The following is a 16,157-nucleotide window of genomic DNA, read 5'->3' as shown; positions in this document are numbered from 1 at the left end:
TCCGAGGGTGAGCTGCGTCCCAGCCGTCCCCCGGAGGCCGCCGGCGTGCCATCACGGCCCCCCATCGGCCGTGCACGGCTCCCCGACCGACGGTCATGCCTTCCGCGACCACCGCGAGGGCCACCAGATCCACCGGCCCAGCTCGTAACTGAGCGCCGGCACCAGCAGCGACCGGACCACGAAGGTGTCCAGCAGCACGCCGAACGCCACGATGAACGCGATCTGTGCCAGGAAGAGGATCGGGATCACGCCCAGCGCCGCGAAGGTGGCCGCCAGGACCAGACCCGCCGACGTGATGACTCCGCCCGTCGCCTTCAGCCCGCGGAGCAGGCCCTCCCGGGAGCCGTGTTTCTTCATCTCCTCCCGGACCCGGCTCATGAGGAAGATGTTGTAGTCGATGCCGAGTGCCACCAGGAAGACGAACCCGTACAACGGCACCGACGCGTCCGCCCCCGGGAAATGCAGCACGTGACTGAACACGAGGGCGGAGACTCCCAGCGCGGCTCCGAAAGACAGCACCGTACTCAGGATGAGGAGCAGCGGCGCCACGATCGAGCGCAGCAGCAGGCCCAGAATCACGAAGATCACGCCGAGCACCACGGGGATGATGAGATTCCGGTCGTGCACCGAGGCGGTGTTGGTGTCCAGTGCCGTGGCGGTCACGCCACCCACCAGACTGCCCGGAACCTCCCGACCGAGCGCAGTCCGCAGGGCCACCACGGTGTCCTCCGCCGCCTGCGAATCCGGGGCGTCCCGGAGGGTCGCCTGGAGCAGCACCCGGCCGTCCGCCTCGGTCGGGGCGGCCTTGGAGGTCTGGGGCGCACGTCCCGCCGGCTTCTCCCCTGGCGGGGTCCACGGAATCGACCCGCCCGGGGCCTCCTTGGAACTCACGCTCACCGACTGGACCCCCGGTTCCCGGGACGCGACGGCGGCGGCCTCGGACCAGCGGTCCGCGGGGACGACCAGCAGCGCAGGGCTGCCCGAGCCGCCCGGGAAGTGCTCGCCCAGGGCCTTCTGGCCGTCACGGGCTTCGGACTTCCCGAGGACCAGATCCGACTGCGGCACCCCGGAGGCCTGCAGCCCTCCCAGCCCGAAGCAGGCGGCCACGAGGAGCACCACGGTGCTGCTCCAGATCAGCCGCGGACGACGCCGGATGGCCACCGCGAGGCGGTCCCACACGGTCCGGCGCGTGGGCGCCGAGGCCGCGTCGCCGTCGTCGTCCACGGCACGCGGACGGCGCGGCCAGAACGCGGCCTTGCCCATGACGTAAAGGAGGGCCGGAAGGAAGGTCAGAGCCGACAGCATCGCGAAGACGATCCCGATGGCCGCCACGGGGCCGAGGGCACTGTTGGACTTCAGATCGCTCAGGAGCAGGCACAGCAGGCCCGCGATCACGGTTCCACCGGAGGCGGCGATCGGCTCAAGGGACCGTCGCAGCGCCGTGCGGGAGGCGGCCCAGCGCTCATGGCCGCGGGCCAGTTCGTCCCGGTAGCGGGAGACGTAAAGGAGGGAGTAGTCGGTGGCCGCGCCGATGACCAGGATGAACAGGATGCCCTGCGTCTGGCCATTGAGCAGCAGCACGCCCGCCTTCGCCAGCCACCAGACCGTCAGCAGGGCCACGCACAGGGCGAAGACGCTGCTGAGCAGCACCGCCAGGGGAAGCAGGAAGGAGCGGTAGACCACCACCAGGATGATCAGGACCGCAACGAGGGAGACCGCCAGCAGGAGCCCGTCGATCCCGGAGAAACCCTCGAGGAGATCCGCGGTGAACCCGGCAGGTCCGGTCACCTGAACGGTGACGCCGGAGGGGACGGTCTGACGCAGGTCCTGACGCAGATCTTCGACCACCGCGCCCACCTCGGCGGAGGAGTCGATGCTCACGAACGCCTGGACGGCTTTCCCGTCCTCCGACGGGATGGCCGGCGAGATGTCCCCGATCACGCCCTCACGGCCCTTCAGCGCCTGCAGGGCCGCGGTGATCTCCCGGGCCTGGTCCCGGCCGAGCGCCGTGTCGGAACTGAACAGCACGATGGCCGGGATCCGGTCCTGCTCGTTGAAGCCGGGCAGCAACTGCTGGACCTGCGTGGCCTCGGCCGACGAGGGCAGATAGGTGGTCTGGTCGTTGGAGGAGACCTCGTCCACCTTGCCGAAGTACGGCCCGCCGACACTTCCGGCCACGAGCCATCCCACGATGAGCAATGCCGGAAGAAGGATCCTGATCCAGCGGGCCGGCCCGCTCCCGGCCCGGGAGGACGGAGCCGTCCCCTGTTCACGAGGCGGTGCGTCCGCGATGCGATGTGTTCCCATGTCCAGCCCTCATCATCCCGATCGGAAGGGCCGTCGACTCGTCCGCCGACTTACTTCCATTGCCTTGTTTCTAGCCAGGCTAGCAATTAGATGGGTTGAAAGAAAGCCAAGGAGTAATCTTGATCTATGACATTTTCTGTCGAAGGCGAGGGCATCGGACCCGCTTCCGTGTACCACGTCGAAGCCAGCGACCCGCAGGGAGAACTGGTCGACAGGACGGGCGTGTCCGCAGACGACCTCCAGCAGATCAACCGGCTGATGGAGGCGATGGCAGCGCTCCGCGCGGCGGAGAACGAACTGTCCGAGGCCTCGCGCCGCTACATGAACCTCAACGAGTCGGACATGAGGGCGCTCCACTATCTGATCGTGGCGCGCAACCAGGGCATCGTGGCGACCCCCGGCGGCATCGCGACGCACCTGAACATCTCGACTGCGTCCACCACCAAGCTCCTTGACCGTCTGGAACGGGCCGGCCACATCCTGCGCCAGCCGCATCCCAGCGACCGCCGGGCGCTGGCGATCACCGTCACCGAAGAGACCCGCGCCGCGGCGATGAACACCGTCGGCCGTCAGCAGGCGCGCCGATTCGGCGTCGCGGCGGGGCTGACGCCCGAGGAGCGGGAAGTCGTCAGCCGGTTCCTGCAGGAGATGGCGCGGGAGATCACCCCGTCCCCGGAGATCTGGGACGGGACAGCCACCGGGTGATTCCTGGGGCGGGAGCGGTCAGCGACCGGGCAGGAACCCGTCGTCGTAGTCCTGCTCGTGCGGCGCGGAGGCGCTGACCCGGCGGATCTCTTTCCGGCGCCGGACCGACTCGATCACGATGCCGACCACGAATCCGGCGAGTCCGGCGATGACGAACGGCAGGAACGCCTGATCGACCTGCGCCGTGACGACGTCACCGACGCGGGTGAGGACCACCCCCTCGAGTTCGCCCCTCATCCTCTGGCTCAGCACGGTGACGCCCGCGAACGCGACCACCTTCCAGATCACGGCGATCACCACCAGCCCGACGCCGGCGACCATGAGGAAGGCGCCCCGGCGTCGCGCGCTGACGAGAGCCAGCAGGAAGGCGATCGCAGCGCCAATGGCCAGCGGGGTGCCGTAAGGGGCGATCTTGAGGACCGGTTCGATCATCTGCCGCTGGCTCAGGTCGCCCATGCTGATGAGCGCGACCTTGGGGCCTGCAACCTTGACCGGGAGCTTCTTGTTCGCCTCGTTCACCACGAGATCCACGAGCGGCGCGACGTCGAGGGTGAAGGCGGTCGTGGACGTTTTCGACTGAGCGCCGATGGTCAGCGCGTGGCTGCGCTCGAGCGTGGCGTTCCAGGCATCGGGGTAGCCGGGGAGGTCGAACATGGTGTTCGCGGCCGCCGTCACCGCCTTGCCCACCACGGAATCGAGTTGTTCCGGCACGGGCACTTCCGCCGCCACCCGCCGGCCGATGGCCGTGGCGAGGTCTTTCTTGAAGGAGTCGTCCTGGCCGAGCGGGCTCATGGTCTGCACGAATCCCGCCCGGTCCACGACGTTCTTGTCCAGCCACAGCACGGGACCCGCGATCAGGGTCAGGACGAAGGACAGGATGGCCGCGAGGACGGCGATGGTGGTACGCACCGTGGCCTTTCTATTGGCGGGAAAGCGGGTCGGCGGGACCTGCGGAAAGGTCACCGGGGTCATCAGCCAGTCTAGTCGGCACGAAAATGTCCTCGCTCCTCGATAGGGTGAAGGGAGGAACGGCGAGAGTGAGGACAGCACATGAGCGAACCGCAGGACAGCCTTGCGGCCCTGCCCGCCACCGCGGGCGAGACCTCCCCGGACAACCCCTGGCCTCTGCGCCTCCTGTCGGAGAAGCTCAAGGCCCACATCGATCGCACGCCCATGGCGTGGGTCGAAGGCCAGATCATCGAACTGAACCATCGAGGCAGCGCTTCCTATCTGACTTTGCGCGACGTCGACGCCGAGGTCTCACTTCCGGCCTCCATCTGGGCCAACAACCTCAACCGGCTGGACACCACCCTGGAGCGCGGCTCGCGGGTGGTGGCCCAGCTCAAGCCGGAGTTCTGGCTCAAGACAGGCCGTCTGAACATGTCCGTGCGGGACATCCGGCCCGTGGGCCTGGGAGATCTGCTCGCCCGGATCGAACGGCTGCGGCAGGCACTGGCCGCCGAGGGCCTGTTCGCCGACGAACTGAAGAAGCCGCTCCCCTACCTGCCGCATCGCATCGGGCTCATCACGGGCCGCGACTCGGATGCGAAGAAGGACGTGCTGCGCAACGCCGCGCTCCGCTGGCCCGCCGTCGAATTCGACGTCCGGGAGGTCGCCGTTCAGGGTGTCACGGCCGTCGGCCAGGTCACGGCCGCCCTCCTCGACCTCGATGCCGACCCCGACGTGGACGTCATCGTCATCGCGCGGGGTGGTGGCTCTCTCGAGGACCTGCTGCCGTTCAGCAACGAGGACCTCATCCGGGCCGTCAGCCGCGCCACGACGCCCGTGGTCAGCGCGATCGGCCACGAGGCCGACAACCCCCTGCTGGACTACGTGGCGGATCTCCGCGCCTCGACCCCGACGGATGCGGCGAAGAGGATCGTCCCCGATGTCGCCGAGGAGCTCGCGGGTCTCGCCTACGCCCGTGATCAGATGCGCCGGGTCATCCACCAGCGTGTGGAGCGGGAGTCGGAACGTCTGGAGCAGCTTCGCTCCCGGCCGGTCCTGGCGCAGCCCCTGACCATGGTCGACTCGCGCGCCGACGAGCTGCGGCGACTCCGCCAGACGTCGACGACGGCGCTCACTTCCGCCCTGGCGCGCGGCCAGGATCAGATCACCCACCTCCGGGCCCAGCTGCTGGCGCTCTCGCCGCAGAAGACCCTGGACCGCGGGTACGCCGTCGTCCATCTCGACGGCAGGGAGGACTCCGGCGCGATCGTCCGCGACCCCGCCCAGACCGAGGGCGGCCGGGACCTGCTCATCCGCGTCGCCGGGGGCAAGTTCACGGCACAGGCGACCGCCCCGGCGTCGTCCGGGACCGCCCCGCGCCCCCGCAAGACCACCCAGCAGAAGAAGACCGGGAGCAGCACCGCTTCCCAGGACGTGAGGAACTGACATGGCCGAGAAGACCACCACCGCACCGGACGTCACCGCGCTCAGCTACGAGGAGGCCCGCGAAGAACTGCTCCTCGTGGTGCAGCGCCTCGAAACCGGCGGAAGCACCCTGGAGGACTCGCTGGCGCTCTGGGAGCGTGGCGAGGCACTGGCCGCCCGCTGCGAGGAGTGGCTGGAGGGCGCCCGCGCCCGGCTCAAGGCCGCTCAGCCCGACGCCGAGGTCTGACGCCGCCGGCCGATCCCCCGCGGACCGCCGATCCTGTTCCGGGTCAGGACGCTTCGACGGCGGCGATCTGCTCGGCCACGTCGAAGTCGGCGGCCGGCCACTGCGGATCGATGTCCTCGAGCGCGTCGATCAGCAGCTGTTGAACGGCGATGCGGGCGTACCACTTCTTGTTCGCCGGCACGACGTACCACGGTGCCGCCGCGGTGGACGTCTTCTCGAACATGGCCTGGAACGCCGCCTGGTAGTCCTCCCAGAATCCGCGTTCTTTGAGGTCCCCGGTGCTGTACTTCCAGTGCTTGGCCGGATCCTCCAGTCGGGCCAGAAGGCGCTCCTTCTGTTCGTCCTTGGAGATGTGGAGCATGACCTTGACGATCCGCGTGCCCTCGGCGATCAGGCGTTCCTCGAACTCGTTGATGGCGGCGTAGCGGCGTTCCAGCTCGGTTTCGTCGGCCCAGCCGTGCACCCGGTGGATGAGCACGTCCTCGTAGTGCGAGCGGTCGAAGACGCCCACCATGCCGGCGCCGGGAACCTCTTTCTCGATGCGCCACAGGAAGTCGTGGGACTTCTCCTCGTCGGTGGGGGCCTTGAAGGCTTTGAGGCGCACGCCCTGAGGATCCATCGCACCCACCACGTGGCTGACGATGCCGCCCTTGCCCGCGGTGTCCATGGCCTGGAGCACCAGCAGGACCCGCTCAGGGGAACCGCCCTTCGACGCCGCGAAAAGGCGCTCCTGCAGCCCCGCGAGGAGGGCGTCCTGACGCTCCAGGTGGGCGGCGCCGTCGCTCTTCCGGCCCGGGAATCCCGGCGCGGAATCCGGATCGACGTCCGCGAGTCTGAACCCCTCCCCCACCTTCAGGGTCTTCGCAGGGTCACGCTTGAAGTCCACCGGACTCTTCTTCGATGCCATCGATCTTTTCCTTCCCCAGGATGTGCGGGCTGTTGAGCGACCGAGCCGATCAGTTGCCGGGATACCGGCTCAGGAATTCGGCCATGCGTCCGATCGCCTCTTCGATGTCCGGCACGGCGGGCAGCGTGACCATCCGGAAGTGATCCGGGCGGACCCAGTTGAAGGCACGGCCGTGCGACACGAGGATCTTCTGCTCACGGAGCAGATCCAGGACGAACTTCTCGTCATCCCGGATGTGATAGACCTCCGGGTCCAGCTTCGGGAACAGGTACAGCGCACCGCGGGCCTGTTCGGTGCTGACGCCGGGGATGGCGTTGAGCAGCTCGTACGCCTTGTTCCGCTGTTCCAGGAGCCGGCCTCCGGGCAGGATCAGATCGTTGATGCTCTGATAGCCGCCCAGCGCCGTCTGAATGGCGTGCTGGCCGGGGACGTTGGCACACAAGCGCATGTTGGCCAGGAGGTTGATGCCCTCCAGGAAGTCCTTGGCCGCGGCTTTCGGCCCGGAGATCGCCATCCAGCCCGCGCGGTAACCGCAGATGCGGTACGCCTTGGACAGGCCGTTGAAGGTCAGGCAGAGGACGTCGTCGCCGGTGATCTTAGCCGTGTTCACGTGCACGGCGTCGTCGTAGAGGATCTTCTCGTAGATCTCGTCGGAGAAGACCACCAGACCGTGCTTGTCCGCGAGCTCGACGATCGCCCGGACGGTGCTCTCCGGGTACACGGCGCCCGTCGGGTTGTTCGGGTTGATGAGGACGATGCCCTTGGTGCGCTCGGTGATCTTGGACTCCAGGTCCGAGATGTCCGGAGCCCAGCCCTCCTCCTCCACACAGAGGTAGTGAACGGGCCAGCCGCCCGCGAGGCTCACGGATGCGGTCCACAGCGGGTAGTCCGGGGTGGGGATGAGGATCTCGTCGCCGTCGTTGAGCAGCGCCATGAGGGACAGCGTGATGAGCTCGCTGACACCGTTGCCCAGGTAGATGTCATCCACGCCGATGTTCTGGATGCCGCGGGTCTGGTAGTACTGCGAGACGGCGGTGCGCGCGGAGAAAATGCCACGGGAGTCGCTGTAGCCCTGGGCGTGGGGCAGGTGGCGGATCATGTCCACCAGGATGGCGTCCGGCGCTTCGAAGCCGAAGGGCGCCGGATTGCCGATGTTCAGCTTCAGGATCTTGTGTCCCTCGGCCTCCATCTGCTGGGCAGCCTCAAGGATCGGTCCCCGGATGTCATAGAGGACGTTGTGAAGCTTGGTGGACTGCTTGAATTCTGCCATTCACCAAATATGCCATATGACACACGTTCTACCCTGTGATGCCCCTCTCTTTCAGCCAGGACACGGCGACTTCGTGAGGGGTTCGGGCCTGGTCGCCCCGGATGGCGCGGTTCATCGCCACCAGATCGTCCGCCGTGAGTGTCCGGGAGACGTTGTTGACGGCGTCCCGCGCGCGGTCCGGGAGCACGCCCTCGTCCACCACGGGAACGACTTGTTCGGGCAGGAGGGCCCTGCGGTTGTCCTCCAGGACCACGAGGTCGTTGTCCGTGATCGCGGGGTCGGTGCTGAGCAGGACCGCCACCTGGGCCTCATCCTCCAGGAGCGACTTGAGCGGCTGCGGGAGCGCCGCATCGGGCTGCGCGTCGGGGTTCGGAAGCGACGGGCCGCCGTCCGGACCGCTCTTCATGCCGTACGTGAGCACCCGCTTGGGCGTGCAGGAGTACGCGTTCTTCAGCGCCTGGGAACCGTACGCCCCGCCGCTGAAGTCCGCCGCGGCGGCGAAGACCGTCTGGGAGCAGACCTTCCCCAGGTCCTCAAGCGTCTTGAGCTGGTACTTCTCGGCAGTCACCTTGGTGACGACCACGACTTCCCGGTCCTGCGCGCCCGAGGCGTCCAGGACGGCCAGAGGCTTCCGCAGGGCCGCGGAGATGCCGGACTTCACCGCGTCGTCGCCCGTGTCCTTGGTGGTGCCGCCCAGGGCCTCCAGGAGGCTGCCGGTGTAGGCCGGGACGAGCTGCACCCGGCCCGAGCGCAGGGCTTCGAGCGTCGCAGCGCGGCCTCCGACGTTCAGCTTCACGCTGCTGGGCACCCCGGCCGAGCGGAGCGCGCCGGAGTACAGTTCCGCGAGGACCGCGCCTTCCGCCGTGTCGAGCGCGCCGACGACGACCGGCCGCTGGGGCGCGCCGCTCGTCACCGCGGGGCTCGGGGTGGGCTGTCCGGGCGTGCAGGCGGTGAAGGCCGGCAGACAGGCCAGAACGGCGGCGGCCATCACGGTCCGGACGACGGCAGACGGACGCAACGGGGCCATGGGGGCACTCCTTCGAGAGGGCGTTCAGGACGGTGCGAGAGCCTGTCCAGCATATCCCGCGGCCCTGCTCCGTCCCTGGCCACGCAGCTCAGGCGAGTTCGGCCTCCGTGAGGACGTCCACGCGGGTGGCCCCGAGTTGCGGAGCCTCCCGGAGTTCCACCGTTCCGCCGCTGACGCCCAGCTCCAGCACGTGCACCGTGTTGCGGCCGGCCTTCACAAGCGGCGCCGGCACGTACAGGGTCTCCTGCGGCCCGATCTCCCAGTACCGGCCCAGCAGGAATCCGTTGACCCAGACGAAGCCCTTGGTCGAGCCGGGCAGCGCGAGGTACGTGTCCGCCGGGGCGTCCGCCTCGAATGCGGCCGTCGCCAGCCCGGCCAGATCCTCCGCGCCGAACCGGGTCGGGTCGACCACCAGGTGCTCCCAGCCGAGGGTGAAGCGCTGGTTGATGAGGACCCCGCCCAGCAGGCCCTTGCGCTGGCCGGTGTAGGGGCCGTAGTTGATGCGGCCCAGGTTCTCGACCAGGATCTCCAGGACCACTTCACGCCCGTGCCCCTGCACGGCCAGACCCGCGGTGCCGGTCGTATCGTCCAGGATGCCCACCGGCTCGCCGTCCACCCAGATCTGAGCGCGGTCGTGGAGCTCCGGAAGCTTGAGGAGGCACTCCTGGGGAGCGTCCTCGCGGCCCGGCAGGACCGCCGTCGCACGGTGGAAGAGCAGGCCGTGGTGCTGGCCGATCTCCTCGAAGCTCAGCGGCCGCTCGCTCGGGTGGTGCTCCCCGGCCGCGACGGCGGAGTCGAGCCCCGCCCGCAAGGAATCCAGCAGCGGCAGGCGCGCCGGGGACAGCTCCAGAGTGCGCGCGGGCAGCACGGCCGCCGGCTCCAGCAGGGCTGCCGGGAGGGCCGGCCACTCGTCTTCGGCCAGCCCCTGGGCGCGCAGGAACTCGGCGCGGATGGCGTGGAACTTCTCGGTGAGAGCGCCGTTCTCCGCGATCGGGGCGTCGGAGTCGTAGCTCGTCACGGTCGGCTGGATGCCGCCGTCCTCGTTCGCACCGGCCCCGAGCCCGAAGTTCGTCCCGCCATGGGCCATGTAGACGCAGAGGGAGCCGCCGGCGTCGAGCATCGTGCGGATCTCCGCGGCCGCCTCACTGCCCGGCCGCACATGGTGAGCCTCGCCCCAGTGGTCGAACCAGCCGCCCCAGAACTCGACGTTGAAGAAGGGTTCGGTGGGCCGGCGTCGCTTCCACACGTCGATAGCCTCAGCGCCACGGGAGCCCAGTGTGGCGGTGGCCCAGATCTCCGGGACGGCGCCGCCGTCGAGGTAGTAGTCGCTGCCGCCGTCCGCGGTGAAGAGCAGTTCGGTGATGCCCCGTTCCCGCAGCGCTTCGGCGCTCCACCGGATGTACGCGGCGGAGTCCCCGTAGCTGCCGTATTCGTTCTCGACCTGGACCGCGACGACGGGCCCGCCTTCCGCCGCCTGCCGGCTCGCGATGACGGGGACCAGGTGGTCGAGCCACTCGCCGACCGGTCCGGTGAAGCGCGGGTCGGTGGAGCGGAGCATGATGTCGGGGGTCCCGGTCAGCCAGGAGGGGAACCCGCCGTTGTCCCATTCGGCGCAGATGTAGGGTCCAGGGCGCACGATCACGTCCAGGCCCAGATCACCCGCCAGGTCGATGAAGCGGCCCAGATCCCGCCAGCCACTGAAGTCGGGGGCGTCCTCACGCCGCTCCTGGTGGAAGTTCCAGGCGACATACGTGTCCACGGTGTTCGCGCCCATCGCCTTCAGACGGGTCAGACGGTCCTCCCACAGCTCGGGGTGAACGCGGAAATAGTGGATGGCGCCGGCCAGGATGCGGTGCTCGCGGTCGCCCTTGAAGAGGCGGGCATCGCGGTAGCTGAGAATCGGAGTGGGCATGCCATCAGTCTAGAAGCGGCAGCACACTTAATCGATACAAAATAAACAATTACGCACAGATGAGCCAGCTGTCCGAGCCTCTCCGGCGGCGTAGAGTGGCGCTGTGACCAACCTCGACCCGTCCCCGGATCAGCAGGCCTGCCCGGCCCGGACCACCGTGCCGGAACCGTGCCTCGAAGTCTGGCCAGAACGCGCGGTGCCCCTCGGGGGGATCCGCGCCATCACGGTCCAGCGGACGCTCCCCCTCAAAGACCTTCCCACCATCGGGGCCTGGTGCTTCCTGGACCGCTTCGGCCCTGGCCGTGTCGCCATGACCGTGCTGCCTCACCCGCACATCGGGCTGCAGACCGTCACTTGGCCGCTCAAGGGCGAGATCCGCCACCGGGACAGCCTCGGCAGCGACGTGACCGTCCGCCCCGGGGAGCTCAATCTGATGACGGCCGGGCGCGGGATCGCCCACTCCGAGTTCACCTGCGTGGAGGGCGACGAGATCCCGGTCCAGGAAGGGCTCCAGTTCTGGGTGGCCCTGCCGGAGGAGCACCGGCACCGCGAACCCGCCTTCGAGCAGCACCAGGACCTGCCCGTCGCCACGGGTGAGGGCTGGGAGGCCACCGTCGTGATGGGGTCACTCGCGGGCGTCAGCTCCCCTGCGAGCGCGTTCAGTCCTCTGGTCGGGGCTCAGGTGGACGCCGCGGGCTCCGTGGTGATCCCGCTGGATCCGGGCTTCGAGCATGCGCTGCTGGTCATCGACGGCACCCTGAGCGTCGAAGGGCAGTCCCTCGAGCCGGGTCCGCTGCTCTACCTCGGCGGGCAGCGCACGAGCCTGACCGTCGACGCCGGACCCGGCGCCCGCTTCTTCCTCCTGGGCGGCGAACCGCTCGGCGAGGACCTCCTCATGTGGTGGAACTTCGTGGGCCGCAACCACGAGGAGATCGTGCAGGCCCGGGACGACTGGGAGGCCAGTGGAGTCCTCTACACGGACGACGGCGTCGAGCCCACACCCACGGAGATCGCCGGGTCACGCTTCGGCTGGGTCGCCGGGCACCAGGGAGGCGCGACCGCCGAGGCACAGGCGGAAGTCGGGCACATCCCCGCGCCACCGCTGCCCGGCGTGACGCTCAGGCCGCGCGTGCGGCGCCGCTGAAGCGCGCCGTCGTCGAGGTCATCCCTCTCCGGGCCTGTCCTCGCCGTAGCCGTGGTACCGCCGGTGCTCCGCCTCGTCACGCCGCGCCCTGAGGGCCTCCGGGCTGGTGAAGGGACCGGAGGTGCTCCTGCGTGAGATCTCGCGCATCGCCTGGACGGTACGGTTCGGAACAGGAGTGGTGCGGCTCACCGAGGCAGCCCGGAAGACGGCCACCGCCTCCGTCGCCCGCGGCATGAACTCACCCCGGGCGGGCAGCGTCGCCCGCGCCATGGCGTCCCAGGTGCGCCGTCCCACCCGATCGAAGTCGAACTCGAACCTGCTGAGGGTCGAGATCTCATGCAGGACGGCCATGATCATCCGCCCATTGCCCGTGCGGAAAGGCCGCACGTGGTTGAGCCCCGCGAAGAGGATAGACGCCATACGGGCGAAGCCGTCGTGATCGATCCTGCGCCAGTCCGTGGTGGCCGCCGTGCACAGGAGAGGGCGGAGATGGGTTCTCAGCAGGTTCTTGTCGGGGAACACCCACTCCCCCAGGGTGAGGTTCACGGTCCGCAGCTCACCGGCCCATGCGTAGGTGTCCTGGAACAGGTGCCGGTGGACGTCCTGCAGATACGAAGTGTCCGGTTCGATCGGTATCCGGACCACGCCCTGCAGCAGTTGCCGGAACCGCGCGGTCGCGAGTTCCGACTCGACTGTGGCAAGGGTGGCGTGATCCCGGATCCCGTGGAGGTTCCGGAGCACCGCACGGCCCGTGGCCGGGTCATAGGTCTCCGGATAGACGTAGTCCTCCTGCGCAACGGCATCCGGGCCGGGCAAAACATCCATCACTGAACGCCGGCGCGCCGCAGCACCCGGTGTTTGAACTCATCGAAGCTGATCTCGCTCCGGGCGCGGGCCGCGATGTCCCGGACGAGGTCCGTCGTCGGTTCGACTCCCTCGTGCCAGGAGGACACGAGGGCCTGCTCCAAGGCATGCGTCTGCAGTGCGCTCAGGCCTTCGAAAGCCTCGGGCCACCGCTCCCTGGCCTTCAATCGCTGGTCTTCCATCACGTGCTCCTCTTCGGGTCCTACCCACAAGGTACGCCGTGACACCGACAACGGAGAACAGGATGTTTCGGGACGTTCTGGTGTCGGGATGACTCACGAGTTCCGGTGCTGCCGCACGTGGCACTGAATCATGGCGAGTGAACCCGCGATGTCCGGTTCAGCCCCGCGCGCTCGGTTCCACTCCGTGGTCCAGTTCCTCCCAGAGCCGGTTCCGTTCGGCGCCCGTGACCCGCACCGCATCGTAGGTTTCATCGCGTTCGAATCGGGAGGCGCCGGCGGTGAAGTGGCCCTCGAGAAGTTCGCTGACGGTCACCCAGGGGTCGTAGTCCTCTTCCAGGAACTCGCGGCGGCCATCGGCCCAATGCACCTGGCTCCACATCTGCTCCTGCCGGAGCCAGAAGGCGGGCAGAGCCCGCATCGGGGCGACCGACGTCGTCACCCACCCTTCGACGCGGCCATCCTTCAACAGCTGCCACACGGCATCCCGGAACGGATCCAGAAAGGGGTCGCGGGGCCAGTCCTCCACACCATCACCGAGCCATCGGCCGAACCACCCCATGCGTCAGTTGTAGCAGCCCCGCTCCGGCTTGGACGGCGCGGGCGCGCCCAAACCACCAGGACCAACCGGCAGAAGGCCCTTACCCGGCCGTGAGCAGCGCGACCGCTCCGAACACCGGCTCCTGATCGAGCACCCGGACGTCGTGGTGGCCGCGGGCGGCCAGGCCCTCGCGGAACGGGACCGAGATCTCCGGGACGTGCTGACCCAGACCGCCGCCGAGCACTACGGGTCCTTCGATGCCCAGATTGTCCAGGACGCCGAGAGCAAGGGTCGTGAGTTCGTCAGCGGCGCGGCGCAGGATGTCCTTGGCCCCTTCGTTGCCACCCCGCGCTGCGTCCACCACCACGCGGCTCCGCTCCGCCCAGTAGCGGCGGCCCTTGTCAGGGTGATGGAAAGCGGCGATCAGCCCGGCGACGTCGGGCGCTCCGGCCGACTCGCACAGGGCCAGCGCGAGCGCGTCGGCTTCCAGACCGGAATTGAAGCGGCGCAGCGAGTGGCGCACGGCCTCGCGGCTCAGCCAGTAACCACTGCCCTCGTCGCCCAGCAGGTAGCCCCAGCCGCCGAAGCGGGATTCCCGTCCCGAGGTGTCGCGGCCCCAGGCCGCAGTGCCGGTCCCGGCGATGACAGCGACGCCGGCTGTCGCCCCCGCGGCGGCCAGCAGGAGTGCGGAGTCGTGCACCACGGTGATGTGCGCGCCCGGGACGTGCGGCTGGATGAGGGACGCGAGGGCGTGCTTGTCCTGCTCGGTGTCGACGCCTCCCGCGCCCACCACCACGCGGGCCACGGCCGTCGGGGCGAGGCCCGCGAACAGCTCGGCGAAAGCCTGCTGAGCGGCGTCCACGCTGACGTTCTGCACATTGGCGCTGCCCACCGTCAGATCACCCGCGATCAGACCGTTCCGCAGCAGCACGCCGCGGGTCTTCGTGCCCCCGATGTCGATGGCCACGGCTTCGTGGGAGGCGGTCTCGGGCAGCTCGGTGGCAGGATGGCTTGGAGTAGTCACGACTCCAAGGGTACGCAGGAGGAAACCCCATGTCAGGAACCCACGACGGCATGCCGCTGCCGTCCCGTGTGATGGCAGCGCCCATGGCGGGAGGCGCCAGCAGCACGGCTTTCGTGAGTGCCGCGCTGGAAGCCGGCGCCATGGGATTCGTCGCCGCCGGCTACCGGAGTGCCGCAGAGCTCGGCGCACAGCTCGAGGAGATCAAGGCGCGTTCCGCCGTGCTGGGCGGAGCCCCGTTCGGAGTGAACCTGTTCGTTCCGGACTCCGCGCCCGTCGACCCGCAGGCCGTGCGCGACTACGCGGAAGCCCTGCGTCCCTGGGCGGACCGTCTGGGGGTCGCGGTGCCCGAGCCGGTCCTCGACGACGATGACGACTACCCCGCAAAGATCCGCCTGCTGCTAGAGCACCCGGCGCCGGTGGTCAGTTTCACCTTCGGCCTCCCGTCCGCCGAGGACGCCCAGGCGCTCCAGGCCGGCGGCACTCGCCTCTGGGCGACGGTGACCCACCGCGCGGAGGCCGAGGCGGCGCTCGCTCTCGGCGTCGACGCCCTGGTGGTCCAGCACGAGAGCGCTGGCGGTCATTCGGGCCGCTTCCTCCCGGGCGAACCGCCTGCGACCGACGACGCCGCGGCCCTCGTCGCCGCACTGGCCCGGCACATCCCCCTGCCGCTCATCGCCGCGGGCGGCATCATGTCGCCCGCCGACGCCCGTGCGGCCTATGACGCCGGAGCCTCCGCGGTGCAGCTCGGCACCGCACTGCTGCGGACGCCCGAGTCCGGGGCACGCCCCGTCCACAAGGACGCCCTGGGCGACCCCCGCTTCGTCGCGACCCGCATGACGAGAGCCTTCACTGGGCGACGGGCCCGCAGCCTCGAGAACGCCTTCCTCCGGGAGTACGACGCCCTGGCCCCGGACGCGTACCCCGCCATCCACCACCTCACCGCGCCGCTGCGCGCCGAGGCCGCACGGCAAGGCCTGGCGGACGGGGTGAACCTCTGGGCCGGCACCGGCTGGCGGCAGGCGAGCACCGCCCCGCTGCAGGAGGTTCTGGCGCCGTTCCTCGCGGCCGCATCCGAGCGCTGATCCGGCATTTCGCGAATCGCCGCCCCGCCGTATCATGTAGTGACATTCGAAGCGGAGGAACAATGGCCGATTCAGCGAAGAATCTTCGCAATCCAGGCGCCAACGGCGAAACCCTGGACGACGTGGACCGGAAAATCATCCGGATTCTTTCGGAGGACGCCCGCATCTCCAACAAGCAGCTTGCCGAGGACGTGGGCATCGCACCCTCCACGGCGCTGATGCGGACCCGGACCCTTCAGGATCGCGGCATCATCAAGTCCTTCACGGCCGAGCTCAATCTCGCCTCGATCGGCCGCAGCGTCCAAGCGCTGATCGCCGTCCGGCTCCGGGCGCACGACCGCGATCAGATCGATCAGTTCACGGCGCGGGTCCCTCGGCTTCCCGCCGTGCTGTCCACGTTCCACACCTCCGGCTCAGTGGACTACCTGCTGCACATCGCCGTGGGCACCACGGAGGAACTCCGCGACTGGGTGCTGGACAACCTCGCGACCGACCCGGTGGTGGGACACACCGAAACCACCCTGGTGTTCGAGCACATGGACGGGAACTCGGGCCTGCTCAGCTGAGGGCGGCCC

The 16,157-nt window shown here is 69.1% G+C and carries 16 protein-coding genes; 6 read left to right on the top strand and 10 right to left on the bottom strand.

Going from position 1 to position 16,157, the window contains the following annotated elements:
* Positions 1–93 precede the first annotated feature (93 nt).
* Positions 94–2,307 carry an MMPL family transporter gene (locus tag BLV63_RS06500; protein ID WP_082724020.1) on the bottom strand — a complete coding sequence of 738 codons (2,214 nt, stop codon included), beginning with the start codon at positions 2,305–2,307 and terminating at the stop codon, positions 94–96.
* A gap of 126 nt (positions 2,308–2,433) precedes the next feature.
* Between BLV63_RS06500 and BLV63_RS06495 the strand changes: the two genes are divergently transcribed.
* Positions 2,434–3,012, top strand: coding sequence for a MarR family winged helix-turn-helix transcriptional regulator (locus BLV63_RS06495; RefSeq protein ID WP_066211331.1), 579 nt, complete (start codon positions 2,434–2,436; stop codon positions 3,010–3,012).
* Between the two features lie 18 nt (positions 3,013–3,030).
* Here BLV63_RS06495 and BLV63_RS06490 read toward each other — a convergent pair whose 3' ends face one another.
* Positions 3,031–3,921: a hypothetical protein gene (locus BLV63_RS06490; protein WP_066211333.1), complete on the bottom strand. Its 891-nt coding sequence runs from the start codon at positions 3,919–3,921 to the stop codon at positions 3,031–3,033.
* Between the two features lie 141 nt (positions 3,922–4,062).
* Between BLV63_RS06490 and xseA the strand changes: the two genes are divergently transcribed.
* Both xseA and BLV63_RS06480 read left to right on the top strand, forming a co-directional pair.
* Positions 4,063–5,406 (top strand): exodeoxyribonuclease VII large subunit, encoded by a 1,344-nt coding sequence (gene xseA / locus BLV63_RS06485; RefSeq protein ID WP_082724021.1) that lies wholly within the window; start codon positions 4,063–4,065, stop codon positions 5,404–5,406.
* A 1-nt stretch (position 5,407) separates the two neighbouring features.
* Positions 5,408–5,632, top strand: a complete 225-nt coding sequence (locus BLV63_RS06480) for an exodeoxyribonuclease VII small subunit (RefSeq protein ID WP_066211334.1) — start codon at positions 5,408–5,410, stop codon at positions 5,630–5,632.
* A gap of 43 nt (positions 5,633–5,675) precedes the next feature.
* Here BLV63_RS06480 and BLV63_RS06475 read toward each other — a convergent pair whose 3' ends face one another.
* The 4 genes from BLV63_RS06475 to BLV63_RS06460 all read right to left on the bottom strand — a co-directional run bounded on the left by BLV63_RS06475 (position 5,676) and on the right by BLV63_RS06460 (position 10,748).
* On the bottom strand, positions 5,676–6,539 hold the full coding sequence (locus BLV63_RS06475) for a polyphosphate kinase 2 family protein (RefSeq protein WP_066211336.1): 864 nt from the start codon (positions 6,537–6,539) through the stop codon (positions 5,676–5,678).
* Between the two features lie 49 nt (positions 6,540–6,588).
* Positions 6,589–7,809, bottom strand: coding sequence for a pyridoxal phosphate-dependent aminotransferase (locus tag BLV63_RS06470; RefSeq protein ID WP_066211338.1), 1,221 nt, complete (start codon positions 7,807–7,809; stop codon positions 6,589–6,591).
* Positions 7,810–7,837: 28 nt separating this feature from the next.
* Positions 7,838–8,836 (bottom strand): ABC transporter substrate-binding protein, encoded by a 999-nt coding sequence (locus BLV63_RS06465; protein WP_066211340.1) that lies wholly within the window; start codon positions 8,834–8,836, stop codon positions 7,838–7,840.
* Between the two features lie 88 nt (positions 8,837–8,924).
* Positions 8,925–10,748, bottom strand: coding sequence for a glycoside hydrolase family 35 protein (locus BLV63_RS06460; RefSeq protein ID WP_066211342.1), 1,824 nt, complete (start codon positions 10,746–10,748; stop codon positions 8,925–8,927).
* A 103-nt stretch (positions 10,749–10,851) separates the two neighbouring features.
* Between BLV63_RS06460 and BLV63_RS06455 the strand changes: the two genes are divergently transcribed.
* Positions 10,852–11,892, top strand: coding sequence for a pirin family protein (locus tag BLV63_RS06455; protein WP_066211344.1), 1,041 nt, complete (start codon positions 10,852–10,854; stop codon positions 11,890–11,892).
* Positions 11,893–11,910: 18 nt separating this feature from the next.
* Here BLV63_RS06455 and BLV63_RS06450 read toward each other — a convergent pair whose 3' ends face one another.
* The 4 genes from BLV63_RS06450 to BLV63_RS06435 form a co-directional block, all read right to left on the bottom strand.
* The gene (locus tag BLV63_RS06450) at positions 11,911–12,717 is read right to left on the bottom strand and encodes a Fic/DOC family protein (protein WP_082724022.1); all 807 of its coding nucleotides are present in this window, start codon (positions 12,715–12,717) and stop codon (positions 11,911–11,913) included.
* Positions 12,717–12,938 (bottom strand): antitoxin VbhA family protein, encoded by a 222-nt coding sequence (locus tag BLV63_RS06445; RefSeq protein WP_066211349.1) that lies wholly within the window; start codon positions 12,936–12,938, stop codon positions 12,717–12,719. The genes BLV63_RS06450 and BLV63_RS06445 overlap by 1 nt, the downstream gene beginning before the upstream one ends.
* 157 nt (positions 12,939–13,095) lie before the next feature.
* Entirely contained in the window at positions 13,096–13,497 is a 402-nt protein-coding gene (locus tag BLV63_RS06440; RefSeq protein WP_066211351.1) for a hypothetical protein, read from the bottom strand.
* Between the two features lie 79 nt (positions 13,498–13,576).
* A complete protein-coding gene (locus BLV63_RS06435) occupies positions 13,577–14,500 on the bottom strand; it encodes an N-acetylglucosamine kinase (protein WP_066211353.1) in 924 nt (307 codons plus the stop codon).
* Between the two features lie 29 nt (positions 14,501–14,529).
* On the opposite strand from BLV63_RS06435, the gene BLV63_RS06430 reads away from it, so the two are divergent.
* Both BLV63_RS06430 and BLV63_RS06425 read left to right on the top strand, forming a co-directional pair.
* Positions 14,530–15,582, top strand: a complete 1,053-nt coding sequence (locus tag BLV63_RS06430; protein WP_066211355.1) for a nitronate monooxygenase — start codon at positions 14,530–14,532, stop codon at positions 15,580–15,582.
* A gap of 62 nt (positions 15,583–15,644) precedes the next feature.
* Positions 15,645–16,148 carry an Lrp/AsnC family transcriptional regulator gene (locus BLV63_RS06425; RefSeq protein ID WP_066211357.1) on the top strand — a complete coding sequence of 168 codons (504 nt, stop codon included), beginning with the start codon at positions 15,645–15,647 and terminating at the stop codon, positions 16,146–16,148.
* Positions 16,149–16,157 lie beyond the last annotated feature (9 nt).

Source organism: Arthrobacter woluwensis (assembly GCF_900105345.1).
GTDB lineage: Bacteria > Actinomycetota > Actinomycetes > Actinomycetales > Micrococcaceae > Arthrobacter_E > Arthrobacter_E woluwensis.
Note: the sequence above shows the minus strand (reverse complement) of the source record. Positions and strands in the feature narration are given on the sequence as shown.